The following is a 22572-nucleotide window of genomic DNA, read 5'->3' as shown; positions in this document are numbered from 1 at the left end:
TTTCCACCCGACTGGCCAGGTGCCTAGGCTGTGCAGCAAACCCTGGGGTTGTCGTGCGGTGCCGTCGGTTCCTGCCGCAGGCTTGGACGTACACGGCAGGACGCAGGCAAGGGGGAGCACGGTGGGTACGGAAGAGGGTCCGGCAGTGGAACCGGGACGAGGTGACGAGGCGACGCGGGGCCCGGCCACGCACGCCGATGTCGCCGCGCCCAGGATGCTGGCCGGCCGTTACCTGCTGGGCGCCCGGCTCGGCCGGGGCGGTATGGGCACCGTCTGGCGGGCCGACGACCAGATGCTCGACCGCGCGGTCGCGGTCAAGGAGCTCTCGGTCAACCATCTGGCCGAGGAGGACCTCCTCATCGTCCAGTCCCGGATGCGGCAGGAGGCGCGCGCCGCCGCCAGGATCAAGCACCCCGGCGTTGTCACCATCCACGACGTCCTGGAGCAGGACGGCAAGCCGTGGATCGTGATGGAGTTGATCGACGGCCGCTCGCTCGCCGAGCTGGTCGAGCAGGAGGGGACGCTGAACCCCCGGGAGGCCGCCGAGATCGGCGCGCAGGTGCTGGCCGCGCTGCACCGGGGCCACCAGGTCGGCGTGATCCACCGCGATGTGAAGCCCGCCAACGTCCTGCTGGAACGGGGCACCGGGCGGGTCGTGCTGACCGACTTCGGCATCGCCACCTACGAGGGCGACTCCGCGCTCACCCGGACCGGCGACCTGATCGGCTCGCCCGACTACCTGGCCCCCGAGCGGGTGCACGGCCACCGTCCCGGCCCCGAGTCCGACCTGTGGGGCCTCGGCGCGACCCTGTACGCGGCGGTGGAGGGGCAGTCGCCGTTCCGCCGTGACTCGCCGCTGACCACCCTCGCCGCCGTGGTCACCGACCCGCTGCCGGACCCGAAGCGCGCGGGGGCGCTGGCCCCTGTGCTGCACGCCCTGATGACCAAGGAGGCGTCCGAGCGCCCCAGCGCGCCGGACGCGATCAGGATGCTGCAGGACGTGGCGGCCGGGCTGACCACCAACATCAGCGTCCCGGCCGCGGCCGTCCCGCTGCGCAACCCGACCCAGCACGTGCCGCTGGTGGACCGCCGCGAGCAGTACACCCCGACCGCCTTCCAGGCCGCGCCGATCCGGCCGACCTACGTCGAGTCGGAGTATCACCGGGAAGCAGCAGCCCACCCCCAGACGACTGATCGGGACACCGGGCGCGAGACGGGCCGGACCGAGGCCGGGTACGCCCCCGCGCCCGCCCCGGCGCACCCGACCGGCCTGACCCGGGCGCCCGCACCCGCCCCTCCGCCGCGCCGGCGCCGCCGTACCTGGCCGTGGCTGGTCGTCGCGGGCCTGGTCGCCGCCGCCGCGGGCGGCGGCGCGGCCTACGAGGTCAGTCTGCGGAACAGCCCGGGACAGGACGCGGTGGGCCTGCAGACGCAGACCCCGGCCGATCCGACCCCGTCCGCCTCCGCCACGCCGCCCTCGGAGTTCAAGCCGACGCTGCCGGAGGGCTACCGGTTCCTGCACGACAAGGCCGGCTTCACCTTCCCGCTCCCGCCGCCGTTCGGCGGGACGGACTGGACCAGGAGCAACCCCGGCGGCGGCACCATCGCCATCACCTACAGCCCGGACAGTGGCCTGCACAAGGTCATCTTCGGGGTGACCCCGAACCAGACCGGCACCCCGCTGCAGCACGCCGAGACCATGCAGAAGCAGGTCCAGAAGGTCGACGCCAGCTACCAGCTGGTGCAGATGGTGTCCGGCGACACCTTCCACCGGAACCTCCAGGCGACCCAGTGGGAGTACACCTTCACCAACAAGAAGGACAATCTGCCGCACCACGCGATGGAGGAGCTGTTCAAGGACACCGACGGGACCGAGTACGACATCCTGGTCGACTATCCCGAGAGTGACTGGACCACCGGACTGCAGCGGTTCCTGGACATCACCAACGGCTTCGCCGGGGACGGCTGAGAGCAGGACGTCCGAGCACAGGACGCCGGAACCCGTCCCGAGTACGGTGGAACGACGAAGGCCAATCCCCAGCGCAGATTAGGGAGCCGGTCATGGTCGCCTCCGCAGTCTCCACACCTGACGCCGTCGTCATCGGAATGGGTCCGGCTGGGGAGGAGGTGGCCGGACGTCTCGCGGACGCCGGATGGGACGTCGTCGGCATCGACGAACGACTCGTCGGCGGGGAGTGCCCCTACTGGGGATGCATCCCCTCCAAGATCATGGTTCGGGCCGGAAACCTGGTCGCCGAGGCCCACCGGGTGCCCGGGTCGGCCGGGATCAGCCGGGTGCAGACCGACTGGCGGCCGGTCGCCCGGCATGTCCGCGGCGCGACCGACGACTGGGACGACAAGGTCGCGGTCGACCGCTTCACCACCCGCGGCGGCCGCTTCCTGCGCGGCACCGCCCGGTTGACCGGCCCCAACGAGATCTGCGTGACCGGTCCCGACGACAGCGAGACCGTGCTGCGGCCGCGCCGGGCCCTGGTGCTCGCGGTCGGCAGCCGTCCCTCCGTGCCGCCGGTCCCCGGTCTGGCCGGGACCCCGTACTGGACCAACCGCGAGCTGGTGGAGGCGGCCGAGCTGCCCGGTTCGCTGCTGGTGCTGGGCGGCGGGGCGATCGGTCTGGAGCTGAGCCAGGCGGTGCAGCGCTTCGGCTGCCAGGTGACCGTGCTGGAGGCGCAGTCGCGGCTGCTGTCCCAGGAGGAGCCGGAGGCCGCCGACCTGCTGATGCGGGTGCTGACCACCGAGGGGATCGAGATCCACACCGGGGTCGAGGCGGTGTCGGTGAGCCACCAGGGCGGCCGCTTCACCGTGGTCTGCCGCCGGGGCGAACGGCTGGGCGCGGAGCGGCTGCTGGTCGCCTCAGGCCGGCGGGTGGACCTGGAGCGGCTCGGCGCGAGCGCGCTGGGCGTCCCGGCCGACGCCAGGGCGCTGCCGGTGGACGAGCGGATGCGGGTGCTGGGCGCGCCCGGGGTGTGGGCGGTCGGCGACGTCACCGGCAAGGGGGCGTTCACGCACATGGCGATGTACCAGGCGGACGTCGCGGCCCGGGGGATCCTCGGGCAGGGCGGCCGGGCCGCGCAGTACCACGCGGTGCCCAGGGTGACCTTCACCGACCCGGAGATCGGCGCGGTCGGCCGGACCGAGGCGCAGGCCCGCGCCGACGGGCCCGGCGTCCGGACCTCGGTGGTCGACCTGGCGGCGAGCAGCCGGGGCTTCGTCCACGGCGCGGGCAACGACGGCTTCGTGAAACTGGTCGCCGCGGGCGGGGTGCTGGTCGGCGCGACCGCGGCCGGCCCCTCCGGCGGCGAGGTGCTGGGGCTGCTGACCCTCGCGGTGCAGGCCAGGATGCCGCTGGAGGAGCTGCGCGCGACGATCTGGGCCTACCCCACCTTCCACCGTGCGGTGGGGGACGCGCTCAAGGACCTGTGACGCCGGGCCGCGGAGGCCCATGCGAAGCTTGGTGCCCCGGTGGCCCCTAACGGCTCGTCACCACCGAAGCCGTTGGAGGGGGAAACTGCCGATGACGCGAGAACCGACGAGAAGAGCCGTTCTGCTGCTCTGTGCCCGGATGCTGCTTGTGCAGTTCCTGTTCTGCCTGGCACTGATCGCCGTACTCCTTTTCGTGGAGGGGCTGTTCTTCTATCCCGCCCTTCGGGCCGGTGGACACGCCCTGGAGAGGGCGCCCCTCGGTGCCGCGGGGATAGCGATGGTGGTGACCGGGGCGCATCTCGTTCGGGTCAGGCGAACGCGGGGTCCGGCAACGGCGCAGCTGTGGTCGACTCAGATCATGAGATTCGATCCGGCTGCGACCGGATCCGGTGTCGAGGCCGCGGGCTTCATTCGCTCGCTTGCACCTGAATTCGAAGTCCGAAAGATCCGAGAAGGGGTATGGGGGGTCGACCTCGGAACAGTGCTCCGATGGCTGACCCGGATCACCGTGACCATCAACCAGGAGTCCCTGCTGCTGGAGATCGCACCACGGCAACCGCTCCTGTTCCCAGGGAAACCCCTCGGGAGCAGAAAGATCGCCTCACTGGTCACCTCCATCCAGGGGGGATACACCGCGCGCCGCATCTAGAAATCGAGGACCAGTGATCCCGTCTGCCCGCCGGCCCGCCCGGCGGGCAGACGGCCCCGCCACGGTCAGTTCTTTGTTACCGGCAGGTACCCAAGCGCGGCAAAACCGCTTACGCTGCACGTCATGACTGACATCAGCACCAGCGGTGCCATCGGTGAGCGCAACCCGGTCGCGGCCGCCGGGCCCCGGACCAGCGCCGATGCGGTGACGCCCGAGCTGGTCGCCCGGCTGGTCCGCGGCGTGGTGACGGGCCCCGAGCCCACCTTCGCGCAGAGCCGCGACCCGTTCACCGGTGAGGTGCTCGCGGAGATCCCCGAGTCCACCCCGGCGGACGTCGCCGACGCCTTCGCCCGGGCCCGGGTGGCCCAGGCCGCCTGGGCGCTGCGTCCGGTCCGGGAGCGCGCGGCGGTGCTGCTGCGCTTCCACGACCTGGTCTTCGCCGCGCAGTCGGAACTGCTGGACCTGGTCCAGTCGGAGACCGGCAAGACCCGCGGGCACGCCTTCGAGGAGCTCACCGCCGCTGCGCTGGAGGCCCGCCACTACGGCCGGGCCGCCGCCAAGTACCTCAAGCCGCGCCGCCGCGGCGGGGTCTACCCGGTGCTCACCCAGGTCCGCGAGCTGCGCCAGCCCAAGGGCGTGGTCGGCCAGATCTCCCCCTGGAACTACCCGCTGGCGTTGTTCGTCGGCGACGCCGTGCCCGCCTTCGCGGCCGGCAACGCCGTGGTCACCAAGCCCGACAGCCAGACCGCGCTGACCGCGCTGCGGGCCCGCGAGCTGATGGTCGAGGCCGGGCTGCCGGCCGAGCTGTGGCAGATCGTCATCGGCGAGGGCCCGGTGATCGGCCCCGAGGTGGTCGCCCACGCGGACTACGTCTCCTTCACCGGCTCCACCAGGACCGGACGGGACGTCGCCCAGCGCGCGGCCGCCCGGCTGATCGGCGCCTCGATGGAGCTCGGCGGCAAGAACGCCATGCTGGTGCTCGCCGACGCCGACCTGGACAAGGCCGCCGAGGGCGCAGTGCGTGCCTGCTTCTCCTCGGCCGGTCAGCTCTGCATCTCCATCGAGCGGCTCTATGTCGACCGCACGATCGCCGACGCCTTCCTGGAGAAGTTCGCCGCCAGGACCCGGGCGCTGCGGCTCGGCAACACCCTCGCCTGGGGCGCCGACATGGGTTCGCTGGTGGCCCAGCGGCAGCTGGACACGGTCACCCGGCACGTCGAGGAGGCCGTCAAGAACGGCGCCACCGTGCTGGCCGGCGGCCAGGCCCGGCCCGACCTCGGCCCGCTGTTCTTCGAGCCGACCATCCTGGACGGGGTGGACGAGGGCAGCGCCGTGTGCACCGAGGAGACCTTCGGCCCGGTCGTCTCGATCTACCGCTTCGACAGCGAGGACGAGGCGGTGGCCAAGGTCAACGGCACCCCGTACGGGCTGAACTCCAGCGTCTGGGGCCGGAACACCAGGCACGCGGTGGCGGTCGCGGCCCGGCTGCACTCCGGCACGGTCAACGTCAACGAGGGCTACGCCCCCGCGTACGCCAGCGTCGGCGCGCCGATGGGCGGCATGGGCGACAGCGGCATCGGCCGCCGGCACGGCTCCGAGGGCATCCTCAAGTACACCGAACCGCAGACCATCGCGGTGCAGAAGCTGATCAGCATGGCGCCTTCGTTCGGCATGGACGACGAGGGCTACGCCAAGTTCCAGACCCGCGCGCTGGGTGCGATGAAGGCCCTGCGGCTCAAGTAGGCACACCCTCCAGGCAGGGCCCCCAGGTAGAGCCCCCGAGTCAGGGAGAGCAGCGTCAATGGCGACGGTAGATGCGGGCTTCGACTACGACGTGGTGGTCGTCGGTTCGGGTTTCGGCGGTTCGGTCTCGGCCCTGCGGCTGACCGAGAAGGGGTACTCGGTGGCCGTCCTGGAGGCCGGCCGCCGGTTCACCCCGGCCACGCTGCCCAGGAACTCCTGGGACACCAGGAACTACCTCTGGGCCCCGGCCCTGGGGCTGTACGGCATCCAGCGCTTCCATGTGCTCAAGGACGTGATGGTGCTGGGCGGCGCGGGCGTCGGCGGCGGTTCGCTGAACTACGCCAACACCCTCTATGTGCCGCCGGAGGCGTTCTTCCAGGACCCGCAGTGGAAGCACATCACCGACTGGTCCGCGGAGCTGGCGCCCTTCTACGACCAGGCGCAGCGGATGCTCGGCGTCCGCACCAACCCCACCGTCACGCCCTCGGACGTGCACCTGCGGGACGCCGCCGACAAGCTGGGCTACGGCGACACCTTCCACCTGGCGCCGGTCGGGGTGTTCTTCGGGGACGGCCAGGACGTCGGCGGGGCCGGGGCCAGGGTGGCGCCCGGCGCCGAGGTGGAGGACCCGTACTTCGGCGGCGCGGGACCGCGCCGGAAGGCCTGCACCGAGTGCGGCGAGTGCATGACCGGCTGCCGGCACGGGGCCAAGAACACCCTCACCGAGAACTACCTCTACCTGGCCGAGCAGAACGGCGCCCAGATCCTGCCGATGACCACGGTCACCAGGATCACCGAGGACGGCGACGGCTACGCGGTCGCTGTCCGCCCCACCGACGCCCGCGCGAACGCCCGCGCGAAGAAGGCAGACGGTCGACGCATCATCAGGGCCCGCTGGGTGGTGGTCTCGGCCGGGACCTACGGCACCCAGAAGCTGCTGCACGAGATGCGGGACGAGGGCCATCTGCCCCGGATCTCGGCCCGGCTGGGCGAGCTGACCCGGACCAACTCGGAGGCGCTGGTCGGCGCGATGACCACGGACCGGCGCTACCGGAAGCGGGCCGACTTCACCAAGGGCGTGGCGATCACCTCCTCGGTGCACCCGGACCAGCACACCCATGTGGAGCCGGTGCGCTACGGCAAGGGCTCCAATGCGATGAGCCTGATGTCGATCATGCAGGTGCCGGGCGGCAGCCGGGCCCCGCTGCTGCGCTTCGCCAAGATCGCCCTGCGCCGGCCGAACCTGCTGCTGCAGATGCTGGACAAACGGCGCTGGTCCGAGCGGACCATCATCGGTCTGGTGATGCAGTCATTGGACAATTCGGTGATCGTGTCCCGGAAGAAGTCCGGGGTCGGCAAGGGGCAGCTGACCTCCCGTCAGGGCCATGGCGCGCCCAACCCCAAGTGGATCCCGGCCGCCGAGGAGGCGGCCCGCGCGGTCGCCGCCGAGATCGGCGGGCAGGCCGGCAGCGGCGTCAGCGACCTGCTGGGACGCACCCTCACCGCGCACTTCCTGGGCGGCTGCGTGATCGGGGACTCGCCCGAGCACGGGGTGATCGACCCGTACCAGCGGCTCTACGGCTACCCGGGGATCACCGTGGCGGACGGTTCGACGGTCTCGGCGAACCTCGGGGTGAACCCCTCGCTGACCATCACCGCGCAGGCCGAACGGGCGCTGTCGATGTGGCCCAACAAGGGCGAGCCGGACCCCCGACCGGCCCAGGGCGCGGCCTACGCCCCGGTGCCGCGGTCGCCCCGCGGCAGCCCGCGGTGCCCGCGGGGGCGTTCGCGGAGCTGCTGCTGCCGGTCCCGGTGGTGCCGCCGAAGGCCGTCGCGGACTGAGAGCGGACTGAGAGCGGACTGAGAGCGGACTGAGAGCGGACTGAGAGCGGCCGGCCCGGGAAAGCGATCCAGGTCACATTCCTGGGAACTCTCCGCCGCTGTGACGATCCGATCAGTACATTGTGCGTTCAGAACCCGCCCGCGTTGACGGATCACCGCCGCCGCGGGCGGTGTCATGTCCGGGGGAGGGTGCGACGTGGCCAGACTGAATGATTCAGGCCGGGTGGAGGCATTCAGCGACGGGGTGTTCGCCATCGCGATCACCCTGCTGATCCTGGAGGTCAAGGTCCCCTCGGGGCCCGGGATCGGACACCAGCTGCTGCACCACTGGCCGTCGTACGCCGCCTATGTGGTGACCTTCTTGAACATTGGCATCATGTGGGCGAACCACCACACCGTCTTCGGCTACGTGGCCCGGGTGGACCGGGTCCTGGTGTTCCTCAACCTGCTTCTGCTGATGGTCTGTTCGGCGCTGCCCTGGGCGGCCGGGCTGGTCGCCAACTACCTGGACGGTCCGGACCACGGCGCGGGCAGCCGTGGCGCTGGCGGTCTACAGCGGCTTCATGGTCGCCCACGCGCTCACCTTCGGGCCGCTCTGGTGGTGGCTCACCCGCACCGGACACCTCTTCGACGCCCGGGTGGACGTCGAGGCCGCGCGCGGGACCAGGCTGCGCTTCGCGCTCGGCACGGTGGTCTACCCGGTGTTGGTCGGGCTTTCGTTCCTGTCCGCGCCGCTGACACTGGGCCTGCACGGGCTGCTCGCGGTGTACTACGGCTTCAACCAGCTGCCGGTGCCGCTGCGGGAGGGCGAGGAGCCGGAGGAGCCGCGGTCGGGTGATACCCCTACTCGGCCGGTTGACGACTGTGGGCCGAGGTCGCGGGCCAACGACGGAGGGCCCCGCGGGGGAAGACGGGGCCCTCGGTCTGCGGCAGCCGGCGTCAGGGCAGCGCCGGTGCTGCGGAAACGGCACCGGGGGAGTGGCGCCGTTTGTCAGTTGGTCATCGTGAGGGTGTCTTCGCTACTCCGAGTGACCAGGCTGGGTCCTCGGACGGACGCGCCGGCGTCTGGCGGGAACTGCCTCCCCGGCTACCGTTCCGCTGTGTTCGACGCAACCCCCTCACCAGCAATCGTGGAGGATACGGGGGGTGACGCGCAACCAGTTCGGCATACTCGGCACAGCCGATTTCGGCGACTGCGCGCGTAGATGTGCCGCCCGGGCCACGGCGGATCAATTGTCACGCTCTGCAAGGGGACCTGAGGGGGCCTGAGGGGGCCTGAGGGGATCTGATCGGGGGCGGCCGGTCCGAGCGTCCCCGGCTCCGACCGCCCCTTCACTTCAGTCGCGACCGGGCCGCTGTCCCCTGCATACCGGTCACAGCACCGGGGCGAGGTCCCACGACGTACCGGTGAAGGCACGTCTCATCGCTCCGGCTGACTGTGGTGACACTCCACGCGTGGTCCTGCTGCCGCACCTGGCCCCCTGGCGGGGGCTGGGTTCACTTCCCTGGCGGAGAGGTGAACCCCGTGCGGTCAAGAGGGACAACGATTCTCCTGACGAGGAGTCACGCAGCGCGGTCCCGGCCGAACGGGTGAAGCGGCTATGATGTCGCCCATGTTCACGGACGACGGCGTACGAGTTTAGCTATGGCACCGGAGGCTCCGGCTGCCACGGTGACGCCGTCTGACGCTCAGCAGACATCAGGCTTCGCACAGGCGCCCCGGGCCATCTGGCCCGGGGCGCCTGTCGTCTGCCCGGGGCCGGTCGGGCCAGGATCGCCGCCACCCAGAGGGAGACCCACCATGGAGAACAGCACGCTCACCCCGGCCCAGGCGCAGCAGGTCATCACCGAGGCCCGCGGCCGCATCGACGACCTCGACGCCCGCATCATCACCCTGGTCCAGGAACGGATGGCGGTCTCCGCCGAGGTCCAGGCCGCGCGGATCGGCAGCGGCGGGCCCCGGCTGGCCCTGTCCCGCGAGCTGGAGGTGCTGGCCCGCTACCGGGCGGCGCTCGGCCCGCAGGGCACCGAGGTGGCCATGCAACTGCTGGAGCTCTGCCGCGGGCGGGCCTAGCTTTCGGCTGAGCGAGGGGGCCGGGCGGGCGACGGTAGGATGGGGGTCCGCTCCCACTGCACTGCCGGAAGGCCGCCCCGTGCCCACAGCGACCCCCGACCACCACCCGACGACGACGCCGTCGCCGAACGGCACCGTCCTGGTCGTCGACTTCGGCGCCCAGTACGCCCAGCTGATCGCGCGCCGGGTCCGCGAGGCCCGGGTCTTCAGCGAGATCGTCCCCTCCACCATGCCGGTGGCCGAGATCCTCGCCAAGAAGCCCGCCGCGATCATCCTCTCCGGCGGGCCGTCCTCGGTCTACGCCGAGGGCGCGCCCTCGCTGGACCGGGCGATCTTCGAGGCCGGGGTCCCGGTCTTCGGCATGTGCTACGGCTTCCAGCTGATGGCGGTCGCGCTCGGCGGCACCGTCGACAACAGCGGCGCGCGCGAGTACGGCCGCACCTCCCTGGCCGTCAGCAAGCCAGGGTCGACGCTGTTCGAGGGCACCCCGGTCGAGCAGTCGGTGTGGATGTCGCACGGCGACGCCTGCTCCGCCGCGCCTCCCGGGTTCGCCGTGACCGCCTCCACCGACGTGGTCCCGGTCGCCGCGTTCGAGGACGACGTCCGCAAGCTCTACGGCGTGCAGTACCACCCGGAGGTGCTGCACTCCACGCACGGCCAGCAGATCCTGGAGCACTTCCTCTACCGCGGCGCCGGCATCGCCCCCGACTGGACCACGGTCAATGTCGTGGACGAGCAGATCGCGCTGATCCGGGCCCAGGTCGGCGACAAGCGCGCCATCTGCGGCCTCTCCGGCGGGGTGGATTCCGCGGTCGCCGCCGCGCTGGTGCAGAAGGCCATCGGCAACCAGCTGACCTGCGTCTACGTCGACCACGGGCTGATGCGCAAGGGTGAGTCGGAGCAGGTCGAGAAGGACTTCGTGGCGGCCACCGGCGTTCAGCTGAAGGTGGTCGACGCCGAGGAGCGCTTCCTCTCCGCGCTGGCCGGGGTGTCCGACCCGGAGCAGAAGCGAAAGATCATCGGCCGGGAGTTCATCCGGGTCTTCGAGCAGGCCGCCGCCGAGATCGTGGCCGAGGCCGGCAGCCACGGCGAGTCAGTGGAGTTCCTGGTCCAGGGCACCCTCTACCCGGACGTGGTCGAGTCCGGCGGCGGCACCGGCACCGCCAACATCAAGTCGCACCACAACGTCGGCGGCCTCCCCGAGGACCTGCAGTTCGCCCTGGTCGAGCCGCTGCGCAAGCTGTTCAAGGACGAGGTCCGGATGGTCGGCGCGGAGCTGGGCCTGCCCGAGGAGATCGTCCAGCGGCAGCCCTTCCCCGGCCCGGGCCTGGGCATCCGGATCGTCGGCGAGGTCACCAAGGAGCGGCTCGACCTGCTCCGCGAGGCCGACGCCATCGCCCGCGCCGAGCTGACCGCGGCCGGCCTGGACCGCTCCATCTGGCAGTGCCCGGTGGTGCTGCTCGCGGACGTCCGCAGCGTCGGCGTCCAGGGCGACGGCCGGACCTACGGCCACCCGATCGTGCTGCGCCCGGTCTCCTCAGAGGACGCCATGACCGCGGACTGGTCCCGGGTGCCGTACGAGGTCCTCGCCAAGATCTCCACCCGGATCACCAACGAGGTCCCCGACGTCAACCGCGTGGTGCTGGACGTCACCAGCAAGCCCCCGGGCACCATCGAGTGGGAGTAGCCCTCCTCGCCGGTCCTTCGGTTCGGGGGCAGGCTCTGGTCTTCGCTGCTACCGGGGGGTAGCTTCCAAGCCAGGACGCCACCCCCGTGAGGAGAGCCCAGATGACCAACCCGCCCCCTTCCCGGTACCCATGGACCAGCTGCACTTCGCGCTGCCCCAGAAGTTCGAGACGGTCGAGGAGGAGCGGCGGCACCGCAAGGAGCGGCTGGTCGTCGCGCTGCGGCTGTTCGGGAAGTTCGGGTTCGAGGAGGGGGTCGCCGGGCACATCACCGTGCGCGACCCCGAGTGGACCGACCACTTCTGGGTGAACCCGTTCGCGATGTCCTTCCGGCAGATCACGGTCGGCGACCTGATCCTGGTGAACCACGAGGGCCAGGTCGTCCAGGGGCGGCACCATGTGAACACGGCCGCGTTCGCGATCCACTCCCAGGTCCACGCGGCGCGTCCGGACGTGATCGCCGCCGCGCACAGCCACTCCCTCTACGGGAAGACGCTGTCCTCGCTGGGCGAGCTGCTGGAGCCGCTGACCCAGGACGTCTGCGCCTTCTACGAGAGCCACGCACTGTTCGACGACTACACCGGCGTGGTGCTGGACCAGGAGGAGGGGCGTCGGATCGCGACGGCCCTGGGCGGCCACAAGGCGGTCATCCTGCGCAACCACGGTCTGCTGACCGTCGGCGACTCGGTGGACGCGGCCGCCTGGTGGTTCATCACCATGGAGCGGTCCTGCCAGGTGCAGCTGATGGCGAAGGCGGCCGGGAAGCCGGTGCACGTGGACCACGACAGCGCCGTGCTGACCCGGGACCAGCTCGGCAACGACCTGGTGGCCTGGATCAACTACCAGCCGCTGGCCGCCGGCCACGCCGACGCCTACGAGGGCGCGCTCTAGCGACTCCTGTAGCAACCCCTTCAGTAACCCCTGAAGTGAACCTCTCGTCCGCCGACCGCGTAGTCAGGATTGGCCGTACGGTTGTGCGGTCGGCGGACGAGAGGCGGCGGTTATGGCCGAGCACAGCACGGTGACCGGGCCACGGGAGCGGATGGCGCAGTTCGCGCTGCTGCCGTTGCGGCTCTTTCTGGGCGTGACCTTCATCTATGCGGGGCTGGACAAGCTCACCGACTCGCACTATCTGGCCGGGGCCGGCGATCCGCTGTCCTTCGCCTCGATGACCCAGGGGGTCAAGTCCGGCAGCCCGATCGCACCGCTGCTGGACGTCGCCCTCAAGGCCCCCACCGCCTTCGCGATCGCCATCGCGATCGGTGAGCTGGCAGTCGGCCTCGGCGCCCTGTTCGGGCTGCTGGGTCGGGTCGCCGCGCTGGGCGGGGTGCTGCTCAATCTGAGCTTCTGGCTGACCGTCAGCTGGCAGGTGCACCCGTACTACCTGGGCAACGACCTGATCTATCTGATGGCCTGGACCCCGTTGGTCCTGGCCGGGACGCCGTACCTGTCGCTGGACCGGTGGCTGGCGTCCCGGCGGGCCGGGCACACGGGTCAGAACCGGTCCCTGGGCGCTTCCGGGTCGGTGGGTCCGGCCGACTCGACCGGGTCGACCGGGTCGTCCAGCAGGCCCAGCGCCTCCAGGTCCGGCGACAGGCTGTCGTAGCGGGACAGACCGACCGGGGCCGAGGCCTGGAACTGCGGCTCGGACTCGGCCCCGGCCTCCGGCGCGGCGGCCGCGCTGCGCTGGCCGTTCGCCATCCGGTAGACGGCGGCGGCCAGCCCGGCCACCCCCAGCGCGATCAGCAGCAGCGGGATCACCAGCCGGCCGTTCACGCTCAGCCGGCCCGCCGCGTCCATCAGGTAGACCACCGCGATGGCGACAAAGGTCAGCCCGGTGATCAGCGAGAACAGATCGAGCTGATGGCGCTTCACTGGGTGACCTCCAGGTCTCCGGCCCCGACGCTCAGGTCCAGGTCGATGGTGCCGTGCGCGGGGGCGCCGGTCGGGTTCAGGTCCGCGGACCGGTTGGCCGAGACGCCGCCGGTGCCGCTGGAGTCGCCGTCCTCGTCGGGCAGGTGGATGCTGCCGACGCCGACATGGGCGGTGATCTCGACCCTGCTGCCGGGCGGCAGGATGACCAGCAGCTTGCCCACCCCGAGGTGCACGTCGGTGCTCAGGGTCTGCCCCGGGATCGGGGTGATCCGGCTCAGGTCGAGGGTGGCCTGTCCGGTGCCCAGGTTGTAGGTCGGCTGCAGCGAGGCCGCCGCGGTGGGCGTCCAGACCTGGCGCTGGTACGAGGTGCTCAGCTTGGCCGGGCTGGCGCCCACCGCGGTGATGGCGAGGGTGAGCAGGGTGGCCCACACCGCCAGGCTGCGGCCGCGGCCCCAGCGGGCGCAGATGATCAGACCCAGGCCCAGCACCAGCAGCGACGAGGCCAGCACGGTCAGCACATCGACGTCGCGGTGCTCCTTGGCGGCGATCCACCAGACCGAGCCGCCGGTGATCAGGGCGAGGAAGAAGAAGGCCGAGCCGAGGAAGGAGCGCGGGCGGCGCTCCCGCACCGGCACGCCGACTGGCACGAACGGGGGTGCGGGCGGCGGGGACGGCGCGGTCCAGGGCGGCGGCGTCCACGGCGGGGCGTCGGTCGGCGGCGCGTCCATGACCACGGTGTCCTCGGGCGCGTCCTTGGCCAGCGGGTCGGTCCGCTTCCACCAGGCCGGGGCGCCGGGCGGCACCGGGACGGTCGGCTGCTCCGGCGGGGTGCTCGGCGCCGTGCCGGAACGGAAGCTCACCCCGAAGATGGTCGCCTCGAAGCCGGAGGAGCCGGTCGGCTCACCGTCCTCGCCGACCGGATCGTGGGGCAGCGGCTGCTGCAGCCGGCGGCGCGGGTGCTTCGCCGGGTCGTACCGCAGCGCGGCGAAGGCCAGCAGGGCGATCAGCAGCAGCGGGAAGATGTGGCCGGCGCTGCCCATGTAGGAGAAGAAGATGCCGGTGCCGAGCACCGTCACCAGCACCGCGCCCAGCGACTGCCCGTCCACCCGGCCCGAGAGGAGCCGCTGCAGCTCGTTCCGCCGGGTCCGCTCGACCGGGACGATCAGCCAGGCCAGGCCGTAGATGAACAGCCCGACCCCGCCGGAGAGGCAGAGCACGGCGATGACCACCCGGAACACCACCGGGTCGATGTCCAGATGCCGTCCCAGGCCGCCGCAGACCCCGGCCACGACCCGGCGGTCGCGGCTGCGCTCCAGCGGCGGCCGGGCCGATCGGGACGGGGCCGCCGGGTCGTGGAGCGGCTGGGGAGGTGGCGCGTCTTCGGTCATGCCACCATCCTGCGGTCCGTTCGGCGCCGCGCCCATCCGTCATCTCCCTGGTCCGACCCTGAGATCCATCCCTAAGGGTGCCTCAGACGAGCCCGGACATGTGACGATCGGGGTGTGGCATCCATCGACTCCAGCACCGAGCCTGATCCGACCCTGCTTCACGAGCCGGGGCCGGAGCCCGTCCGCAAGCTCTACCGCATCCCCGACGGGCGGATGCTCGGCGGGGTGGCGAACGGTCTGGCCGCCCATCTGGGCATCGCGACCTTCTGGGTCCGGGTCGCGTTCGTGGTGCTGCTGCTCGGCAACGGCCTGGGCGCGCTGCTGTACGCGGCGTTCTGGTTCGCGGTGCCGATGGGGCTGCGGGCCGGCGCGGCCCCGGTCACCACCTGGCAGGCCGGCGGCGTCGGCCCGTACTCGCTGGTGAAGAAGCCGCGCGGGCTGCGCCGGGTGCGGGAGCTGCTGCAGCAGACGATCCAGGGCGAGCCGCTGCCGGGGCCCGGGGGGTCCGGGGTGCCCGGAGCGTCCGCCGCGCCGGGCGCCAAGGACGCCGAGGACCACCGGGGGCCGCTGCTGGCGCTGATCGCTGTGGTGGCCGGGTTGCTGGTGTTCCTCAACATCGTCACCAAGCAGGCCACCTCGCCGTACACCTGGCCGATACTGGTCACCGGCTCGGCGTGGCGATGGTCTGGCGGCAGGCGGACGACGCCCGCTGGGCCCGCTGGTTCTCGATCGGCGAGAGCAAGCGCGGCTCGGCCGCGCTGCGGCTGGGGGCCGGGGTGCTGCTGGTCGGCGCCGGGGTCACCGGCTTCCTCTTCGTCTCCGGATCGCTGGCCGACTTCGCCAAGGTCGCCCAGGCCGTGCTGGCCGTCTTCGCCGGGGCGCTGCTGCTGGGCGGGCCCTACCTGCTGCGGCTGTGGCAGGACCTGAGCACCGAGCGCGGCGAGCGGATCAGGGCCCAGGAGCGGGCCGAGGTCGCCGCCCACATCCATGACTCGGTGCTGCACACGCTCACCCTGATCCTGCGCAACGCCGAGGACCCCAAGGAGGTGTCCCGGCTGGCCCGGGCCCAGGAGCGGGACCTGCGCCAGTGGCTCTACCGGCCGACCGGGCCCGACGCTGCCGACGACACCCCGGACACCCTCGCCGAGTGCGCCCGCAAGGTCGCCGCCGAGGTGGAGGACCTGCACGGGGTGCCGGTCGAGGTGATCTGCGTCGGCGACTGCCCGATGGACGAGAAACTGGTGGTCACCTTGCAGGCCGCCAGGGAGGCGCTGGTCAACGCGGCCAAGTACGGTGGCGGCGAGCCGGTCTCGATGTACGCCGAGGTCGAGGGGAACACCGTCTGGGTGTTCGTCCGCGACCGCGGCCCCGGCTTCGACCTGGACTCGGTGCCGAGGACAGGATGGGCGTGCGCGGGTCGATCATCGGCCGGATGCAGCGCAACGGCGGGCACGCGCGGGTACGTCCGGCACCTGCCGGGGGTACCGAGGTCGAGCTGGAGATGGAGAGGGCGGGCGGATGACGACGGGCGGGGACGAGATGGCTGCTGACCAGGGAACTGCTGACCAGGGAAGCACTGATCAGGGGACGGTCGAGCGCAGGGCCAGGGTGGTCCTGGTGGACGACCACCGGATGTTCCGGACCGGGGTGCGCGCCGAGATCGGCCAGACCGAGCGGACCGGCGTGGACGTGGTCGGCGAGGCCGCGGACGTGGAGCAGGCGGTCGCCATCGTCACCGCGACCCGGCCCGACGTGGTGCTGCTGGACGTGCACCTGCCCGGCGGCGGCGGGGTCGAGGTGCTGCGCCGCTGCGCCTCGCTGATGCCCGGCGGCACCGCGCCCGCCAGTTCGGTGGAGGGCGCCGGGGCGGTGCGCTTCCTGGCGCTGTCGGTCTCCGACGCGGCCGAGGACGTGATCGGGGTGATCCGCGGCGGCGCCCGCGGTTACGTCACCAAGACCATCACCGGCACCGACCTGGTCGACGCGATCTTCCAGGTCGCCGACGGCGACGCGGTGTTCTCGCCGCGCCTGGCCGGCTTCGTGCTGGACGCCTTCGCGGCCACCGACACCCCGCCGGTGGACGAGGACCTGGACCGGCTCACCCAGCGCGAGCGCGAGGTGCTGCGGCTGATCGCCCGCGGCTATGCGTACAAGGAGATCGCCAAGCAGCTGTTCATCTCGGTGAAGACGGTGGAGAGCCATGTCTCGGCGGTGCTGCGCAAGCTGCAGCTGAGCAACCGTCATGAGCTGACCCGCTGGGCCACCGCGCGGCGGCTGGTCTGAGTTTCTGACGTTTTTGACGATCGGTCAGGCCGGGCGCACCGCACCGGAGATGGGCATCTCGCCGACCGGGGCGTACTCCACCGCCGCGCCCGGGTGCGGGGCGTGGATGATCCGGCCGCCGCCGACGTAGAGGGCGACATGGGTGATGCCTGAGTAGTAGAACACCAGGTCGCCCGGCTGCAGTTGGCTGGTGGGGATCCGCCGGCCGGCGTCGATCTGCTGGTAGGTGGTGCGTGGCAGGGAGACGCCTGCGGCGCGCCAGGCGGCCTGGGTCAGCCCGGAGCAGTCGAAGGAGCCGGGTCCGGTGGCGCCCCAGACATAGGGCTTGCCGAGCTGGGCCCGGGCGAAGGCCACGGCGGCCGCGGCTCGGCCGGAGACCGGGACGTTCGCGGAGCTCACAGGTGTGGCGGGGCTCGGCGGGTGGGTGGTGGGCTGCTGACCGTTGCCGGACTCGGCCTGCTGGACGGTGGCGCGCTGGGCGGCGGTCAGGGTGTCCAGGAGCCGCTGGGCGGCGGCGAGCTTGCTGGTGATCCGGGTGCGCGCCGCGGAGATCCGCTGCTGCTGGGCCTGGAGCGTGCTGAGCCGGGCCGCGACCGCAGCCTGCTGCTGTTGGCAGCTGCGCTGCTGCGACGCGTACTGGTCCAGCACCTGCTGCTGCGCCGCGGAGACCTGGCCGAGCGAGCCGGCCAGCTGGAGGTAGTCGTCCGGGTGCGCGGTGGTGAGCAGGCGCAGGGTGGGGTCCATGCCGCCCTCCCGGTACTGGGCGGCGGCCATGGAGCCGAGCTGGGTCCGCAGGCCGTTCATCGCGGCCTCGGTCCTGGCCGCCTGCTGCTGCAGCTGGACCGCCTGGCGCTGGAGCTCGGCGGCCCGGGCGACCGCGCCGTCGTAGTCCTGGGTGGCACTCTCGGCCTGCTGGTAGAGGGTGTCCAGCTGGGCCTTCACCTCGTCCGGGGTGAGCCTGGGCGCGGCGTGCCCCGGTTGGGAGAGCACGCTGACCGAGGCAGCGGCCGCGGTGACCAGGGTGAGGGTGGTGCGGGGCAGCCGTACGACGTGTGGTTTTCGGTGGGACGCCATGGGCCGGGACGCTAGTCCGGTACGGGAGGGGCGTGCGGGGCAGAGTCCGAGGTTGGCCCGTTCTGCCGGAATCAATCGTTCCGATTCGCCCAGTGGCGGCGGTTTATGAACCTCTTCTGACATCCAACGATCAGAAAGCTGATCAATCGGATCATGTGATCAGTGACTCAAGTACCCCGGCGGGACTGAGTCGGTCAGCCAGACGCCATTGGCACTCACTCGGAACTTGTGGCCGTCGGCGGACATCCTGGCGGCGTCCACGGTCAGCACCACCGGACGGCCCCGGCGGGCGCCGACCCGGGTCGCGGTCTCCGGGTCGGGGGAGAGGTGGACCTCATGGCGCTTCATCGGGCGCAGCCCCTCGCGCCGGATCTGGTCCAGGACGGCCGGATGGGTGCCGTGGAACAGCCGGGCCGGCGGCTCGGAGTCGGTGTAGCCGAGGTCCACCGGGACGGTGTGCCCCTGGCTGGCCCGGATTCGGCTGCCGGTGTCGTCGAAGGCGAAGCGCTTCTTGTCGTTGTCGGCCACCACCGCGTCCAGGTCGGCCCGGCTCAGCCGGCGGCCGTGGGCGGCCAGTGCGGCCAGCAGGACGGAGACGTCGACCCAGCCTGCGGAGTCCAGGGTGATCCCGATCGAACCGGGGTTGTGACGCAGCACCAGGGAGAGGTGTCTGGAGATTTTCACCAGCCGTCTTTCGCGGCCGGGGTCTGTGATTTCGGACATATCAGCGACGATAGCGACGGCCGATCCGGGCGTCTCCTGGTTTTGCGGAGGGCTGTCGGTGCGGCGGCCTAGACTCGTGTCCGATGAGCAGCCTCTTTGACGACATCCCGCTTCCCGGCCTCGACGGCTCCCACGCCGAGCCCGGATCTTTCGCCGAGCCCGGAGCCTTCGCGGCCGAGCCCGAGCCGCCGGACGACGCCCCCTACGAGGAGGAGATCCCCGCCGACCTCTTCGCGGGCCGCTTCGACGCGCCTCCGCCGCAGCGCGACGCCCACTACCGGAACGGTGCGCCGCGTCCGGCGATCGACCCGGAGGCGCTGCTGGACGGGATGAACCCGCAGCAGCGCGAGGCCGTGGTGCACGCCGGATCGCCGCTGCTCATCGTGGCCGGGGCCGGCTCGGGCAAGACCCGGGTGCTGACCCACCGGATCGCCTACCTGCTGGGCGCGCGCGGGGTGCAGCCGGGGGAGATCCTGGCGATCACCTTCACCAACAAGGCCGCAGGGGAGATGCGCGAGCGGGTCGAGGACCTGGTCGGCCCCCGGGCCAAGGTGATGTGGGTGTCGACCTTCCACAGCGCCTGTGTGCGGATCCTGCGGCGGGAGAGCAAGCGGCTCGGCTTCACCTCCAGCTTCTCGATCTACGACTCCGCCGACTCGCAGCGGCTGATGGCGCTCTGCTGCCGGGATCTGGACCTGGACCCCAAGCAGTTCCCGCCCAAGTCCTTCACCTCCAAGATCTCCAACCTCAAGAACGAGCTGGTGGACGAGGAGACCTTCGCCGCGAAGGCGGAGAACCCGATGGAGCGCAAGCTCGCCGACGCCTACGCGCTCTACCAGCGCCGGCTGCGCGAGGCCAACGCCCTCGACTTCGACGACATCATCATGACCACGGTGCACCTGCTGCAGGCCTTCCCGGACGTGGCCGAGTACTACCGCCGACGCTTCCGGCACATCCTGGTGGACGAGTACCAGGACACCAACCACGCCCAGTACATGCTGGTCAGGGAGCTGAGCGGCGGCGCGAGCGGCTCCGCCCGAAGATGACCGCGGACGGGGAGTTCGTCAACCCGGCCTCGGCCGGTCTCGCCACCGTGCCCCCGGCGGAGCTGTGCGTGGTGGGTGACGCGGACCAGTCGATCTACGCCTTCCGCGGCGCGACCATCCGCAACATCCTCGACTTCGAGGAGGACTACCCCAGCGCGACCACGATCCTGCTGGAGCAGAACTACCGCTCCACCCAGACCATCCTCAGCGCCGCCAACTCGGTGATCGAGCGCAACACCAACCGCCGCGCCAAGAACCTGTGGACGGCCGGCGCAGACGGCGAGCTGATCACCGCCTATGTCGCCGACGACGAGCACGGCGAGGCGCAGTTCGTCGCCGACGAGGTGGACCGGCTCACCGACGCGGGCAAGGCCCGTCCGGGCGACGTCGCGGTGTTCTACCGGACCAACGCCCAGTCCCGGGTGTTCGAGGAGGTGTTCATCCGGACCGGACTGCCCTACAAGGTGGTCGGCGGGGTGCGCTTCTACGAGCGCAAGGAGGTCCGGGACGTGCTGGCCTACCTGCGGATACTGGCCAACCCCGAGGACACCGTGCCGCTGCGCCGGATCCTCAACGTCCCCAAGCGCGGGATCGGCGACCGAGCCGAGGCGATGATCGACGCGCTGGCCCAGCGCGAGCGGATCTCCTTCGCCGAGGCGCTTCGGCGCGCGGAGGAGGCGTACGGGATGGCCGCGCGCTCGCTCAATGCGGTGAAGAAGTTCAATGAGCTGCTGGCCAAACTGCGTGGGGTCGTCGACTCGGGAGCGGGTCCGGCCGCGGTGCTGGAGGCCGTGCTGACCGAGACCGGCTACCTGGCCGAGCTGCAGGCGTCCACCGACCCGCAGGACGAGACCCGGGTGGAGAACCTGCAGGAGCTCGCGGCGGTGGCGCTGGAGTTCGAGCAGGAGGAAGCCGCGGCCGCGGCTGCCGCCGAGGTGCCGGATCCGGAGGCGGACCCGGCAGCTGAGGTGGAGCCGGTGGCTACTGGTCTGGCGGCGTTCCTGGAGCGGGTGGCGCTGGTCGCCGACTCGGACCAGATCCCCGATGACGAGGAGGGCGAGAGCAAGGGCGTGGTCACGCTGATGACCCTGCACACCGCCAAGGGCCTCGAATTCCCGGTGGTGTTCCTGACCGGCATGGAGGACGGCGTCTTCCCGCACATGCGGACCTTCGGCCAGGCCAAGGAGCTGGAGGAGGAGCGGCGGCTCGCCTATGTGGGGCTCACCCGGGCCCGGGAGCGGCTCTACCTGTCAAGGGCGGTGCTGCGCAGCGCCTGGGGTCAGCCCTCGTACAACCCGGCCTCGCGCTTCCTGGAGGAGATCCCGCCGGCCCTGGTCCATGAGAAGCGCACGGCCTCGGCCGCGGTGCCGGCCGCGCGGGGAGCCTTCGGCAGCAGTTCTTCGGGGGCGGGCGGCGGCAAGCGCACGGCTCCGGCGGGCTGGGGCAAGAACGCCGGGCGGATCAAGGAGCGGCCGGCCCTCTCGCTGGCCGTCGGCGACCGGGTGACGCACGATCGCTTCGGCCTGGGCACGGTCGTCGCCGTCGGCGGGCCCGCGGAGGACGCCAAGGCGACCATCGACTTCGGCGCGGAGGGGACCAAGCAGCTGCTGCTGCGCTACGCCCCGGTGGAGAAGCTCTGACGGTTGCTCAGCGCGGTCGGCCTGCGCGGCTGCTCGGCCTGCGGCTGCTCGGTCAGCGCGGGTCGAGGCCGTGCGAGAGCAGCCACGGCAGCGGGTCGATCGCCACGCCGCCGTTGGGGTGCACCTCGAAGTGCATGTGCGGTCCGGTGGAGTTGCCGGTGTCGCCGGAGTAGGCGACCACGTCTCCGGCCTTCACCGAGCCGCTGCGCTTCTTGTAGGCACTGAGATGGCAGTACCAGGTCTGGGTGCCGTCGGGGGCGGTCAGTATCAGCATGTTGCCGTAGTAGGCGTTCCACTTGGTACTGATGGTGCCGTTGGTGACGGCGTGCACCTGGGTGCCGGTGCTGACCGGGAAGTCGATGCCGGTGTGCAGCGACATCCAGTGCGTCCCGGCCTGGCCGTAGAGGGCGCTGAGGCCGGTGTGCGCGGTGATCGGCATGACATAGCGGGGGGCCTCGGCGGCGGCCTTCTTGGCGGCCGCGGTCCGCAGCGTCAGCGCCTGCCGGGCCTGGTCCCGGCTGACCTGCTCGGCCGAGGCCTTGGCCTGCGCGGCGGCCAGGTCCTTGGCCTTCTGGTCGTTCGCGGTGAGCGGCTTGCTGGCGTCGTTCGCGGCCACGGGATGGCTGCTGGCCTCGGGGGCGAGGGTCGCGGCGGCGGCGCCGGCGATGCCCAGCACGGCGACCGAGGGGACGGCGATGGTCAGCACGGCCGAGCGGCGGCGCTTGGTCCGGCCCCGGGCCACCCGGGCCGCGGCGCGGCCGCCGGTGACGACCACGGGGGCGGCCAGTACGGGCTCGAGTTCCGGCTCGAGTTCTGGCTCCGCCTCGGGCTCCAGCTCCGGTTCCGGCTCGAACTGCAGCTCCGGCTCCGGCAGGTACGCGAACTCCTGCTCATAGGCGGCAAGAGGCTCGGTCGGGTAGTAGTACTGCTCCTGCACGTACTGCTGCTGCTGGGTGTACTGCTCCTGCGGGTACTGCTGCTGGGGCATCGGGTCCTGGTAGACCGGATAGGCGGCGTAGCCGTAGTACGCCGTGTCCTGCTCCGGATAGTAGGGCTGCGCAGGCGTCGGCGCTGCGTACCCGTACCAGCCGGTCTCGGTGTCCACCACG

General features: G+C 71.6%; 14 protein-coding genes and 4 pseudogenes. 13 read left to right on the top strand and 5 right to left on the bottom strand.

The genetic code is table 11. The features are described 5' to 3' along the window. Nucleotides 1-145 precede the first annotated feature (145 nt). The 10 genes and pseudogenes from ACXKR8_RS19840 to ACXKR8_RS19795 form a co-directional block, all read left to right on the top strand. Nucleotides 146-1969, top strand: coding sequence for a serine/threonine-protein kinase (locus ACXKR8_RS19840; protein WP_458274238.1), 1824 nt, complete (start codon nt 146-148; stop codon nt 1967-1969). Nucleotides 1970-2061: 92 nt separating this feature from the next. Then, entirely contained in the window at nt 2062-3441 is a 1380-nt protein-coding gene (locus tag ACXKR8_RS19835; protein ID WP_458274237.1) for a dihydrolipoyl dehydrogenase family protein, read from the top strand. A 139-nt stretch (nt 3442-3580) separates the two neighbouring features. Then, a complete protein-coding gene (locus tag ACXKR8_RS19830; protein ID WP_462100605.1) occupies nt 3581-4090 on the top strand; it encodes a hypothetical protein in 510 nt (169 codons plus the stop codon). Between the two features lie 123 nt (nt 4091-4213). Beyond that, complete coding sequence (locus tag ACXKR8_RS19825) at nt 4214-5833, top strand: succinic semialdehyde dehydrogenase (RefSeq protein WP_458274235.1); 1620 nt, start codon at nt 4214-4216, stop codon at nt 5831-5833. 58 nt (nt 5834-5891) lie between these two features. Beyond that, nucleotides 5892-7675 (top strand): annotated as a pseudogene (locus ACXKR8_RS19820) (GMC family oxidoreductase N-terminal domain-containing protein). Between the two features lie 175 nt (nt 7676-7850). Further along, nucleotides 7851-8513 carry a TMEM175 family protein gene (locus ACXKR8_RS19815; RefSeq protein WP_462100604.1) on the top strand — a complete coding sequence of 221 codons (663 nt, stop codon included), beginning with the start codon at nt 7851-7853 and terminating at the stop codon, nt 8511-8513. Nucleotides 8514-9476: 963 nt separating this feature from the next. Continuing rightward, nucleotides 9477-9749: a chorismate mutase gene (locus ACXKR8_RS19810; protein ID WP_458274232.1), complete on the top strand. Its 273-nt coding sequence runs from the start codon at nt 9477-9479 to the stop codon at nt 9747-9749. 79 nt (nt 9750-9828) lie between these two features. Continuing rightward, nucleotides 9829-11436, top strand: coding sequence for a glutamine-hydrolyzing GMP synthase (gene guaA / locus ACXKR8_RS19805; protein WP_458274231.1), 1608 nt, complete (start codon nt 9829-9831; stop codon nt 11434-11436). A gap of 130 nt (nt 11437-11566) precedes the next feature. Continuing rightward, nucleotides 11567-12325 carry a class II aldolase/adducin family protein gene (locus ACXKR8_RS19800; RefSeq protein WP_462100603.1) on the top strand — a complete coding sequence of 253 codons (759 nt, stop codon included), beginning with the start codon at nt 11567-11569 and terminating at the stop codon, nt 12323-12325. Nucleotides 12326-12437: 112 nt separating this feature from the next. Beyond that, nucleotides 12438-12914 (top strand): annotated as a pseudogene (locus ACXKR8_RS19795) (DoxX family membrane protein); the annotation flags it as partial. A gap of 14 nt (nt 12915-12928) precedes the next feature. Here the strand turns inward: ACXKR8_RS19795 and ACXKR8_RS19790 are convergent. Then, nucleotides 12929-13309 carry a hypothetical protein gene (locus ACXKR8_RS19790; protein WP_458274229.1) on the bottom strand — a complete coding sequence of 127 codons (381 nt, stop codon included), beginning with the start codon at nt 13307-13309 and terminating at the stop codon, nt 12929-12931. Next, nucleotides 13306-14697, bottom strand: a complete 1392-nt coding sequence (locus ACXKR8_RS19785; protein ID WP_458274228.1) for a PspC domain-containing protein — start codon at nt 14695-14697, stop codon at nt 13306-13308. Before ACXKR8_RS19785 ends, ACXKR8_RS19790 begins: the two co-directional genes overlap by 4 nt. A 213-nt stretch (nt 14698-14910) precedes the next feature. On the opposite strand from ACXKR8_RS19785, the pseudogene ACXKR8_RS19780 reads away from it, so the two are divergent. Beyond that, nucleotides 14911-16219, top strand: a pseudogene (locus ACXKR8_RS19780) (PspC domain-containing protein). 17 nt (nt 16220-16236) lie between these two features. Further along, nucleotides 16237-16980: a LuxR C-terminal-related transcriptional regulator gene (locus ACXKR8_RS19775; RefSeq protein ID WP_458275030.1), complete on the top strand. Its 744-nt coding sequence runs from the start codon at nt 16237-16239 to the stop codon at nt 16978-16980. A gap of 24 nt (nt 16981-17004) precedes the next feature. Here the strand turns inward: ACXKR8_RS19775 and ACXKR8_RS19770 are convergent, their stop codons facing one another. After that, nucleotides 17005-18054, bottom strand: a complete 1050-nt coding sequence (locus tag ACXKR8_RS19770) for a C40 family peptidase (protein WP_458274227.1) — start codon at nt 18052-18054, stop codon at nt 17005-17007. Nucleotides 18055-18213: 159 nt separating this feature from the next. Continuing rightward, a complete protein-coding gene (locus ACXKR8_RS19765) occupies nt 18214-18777 on the bottom strand; it encodes an RNA 2'-phosphotransferase (RefSeq protein ID WP_458274226.1) in 564 nt (187 codons plus the stop codon). Between the two features lie 83 nt (nt 18778-18860). Between ACXKR8_RS19765 and pcrA the strand changes: the two are divergent. Continuing rightward, nucleotides 18861-21463, top strand: a pseudogene (pcrA, locus tag ACXKR8_RS19760) (DNA helicase PcrA). 52 nt (nt 21464-21515) lie between these two features. On the opposite strand, the gene ACXKR8_RS19755 reads toward pcrA, so the two are convergent. Beyond that, nucleotides 21516-22571 (bottom strand): M23 family metallopeptidase, encoded by a 1056-nt coding sequence (locus tag ACXKR8_RS19755; RefSeq protein WP_458274224.1) that lies wholly within the window; start codon nt 22569-22571, stop codon nt 21516-21518. Nucleotide 22572 lies beyond the last annotated feature (1 nt).

This window comes from Streptacidiphilus sp. PAMC 29251 (assembly GCF_054208735.2).
Note: the sequence above shows the minus strand (reverse complement) of the source record. Positions and strands in the feature narration are given on the sequence as shown.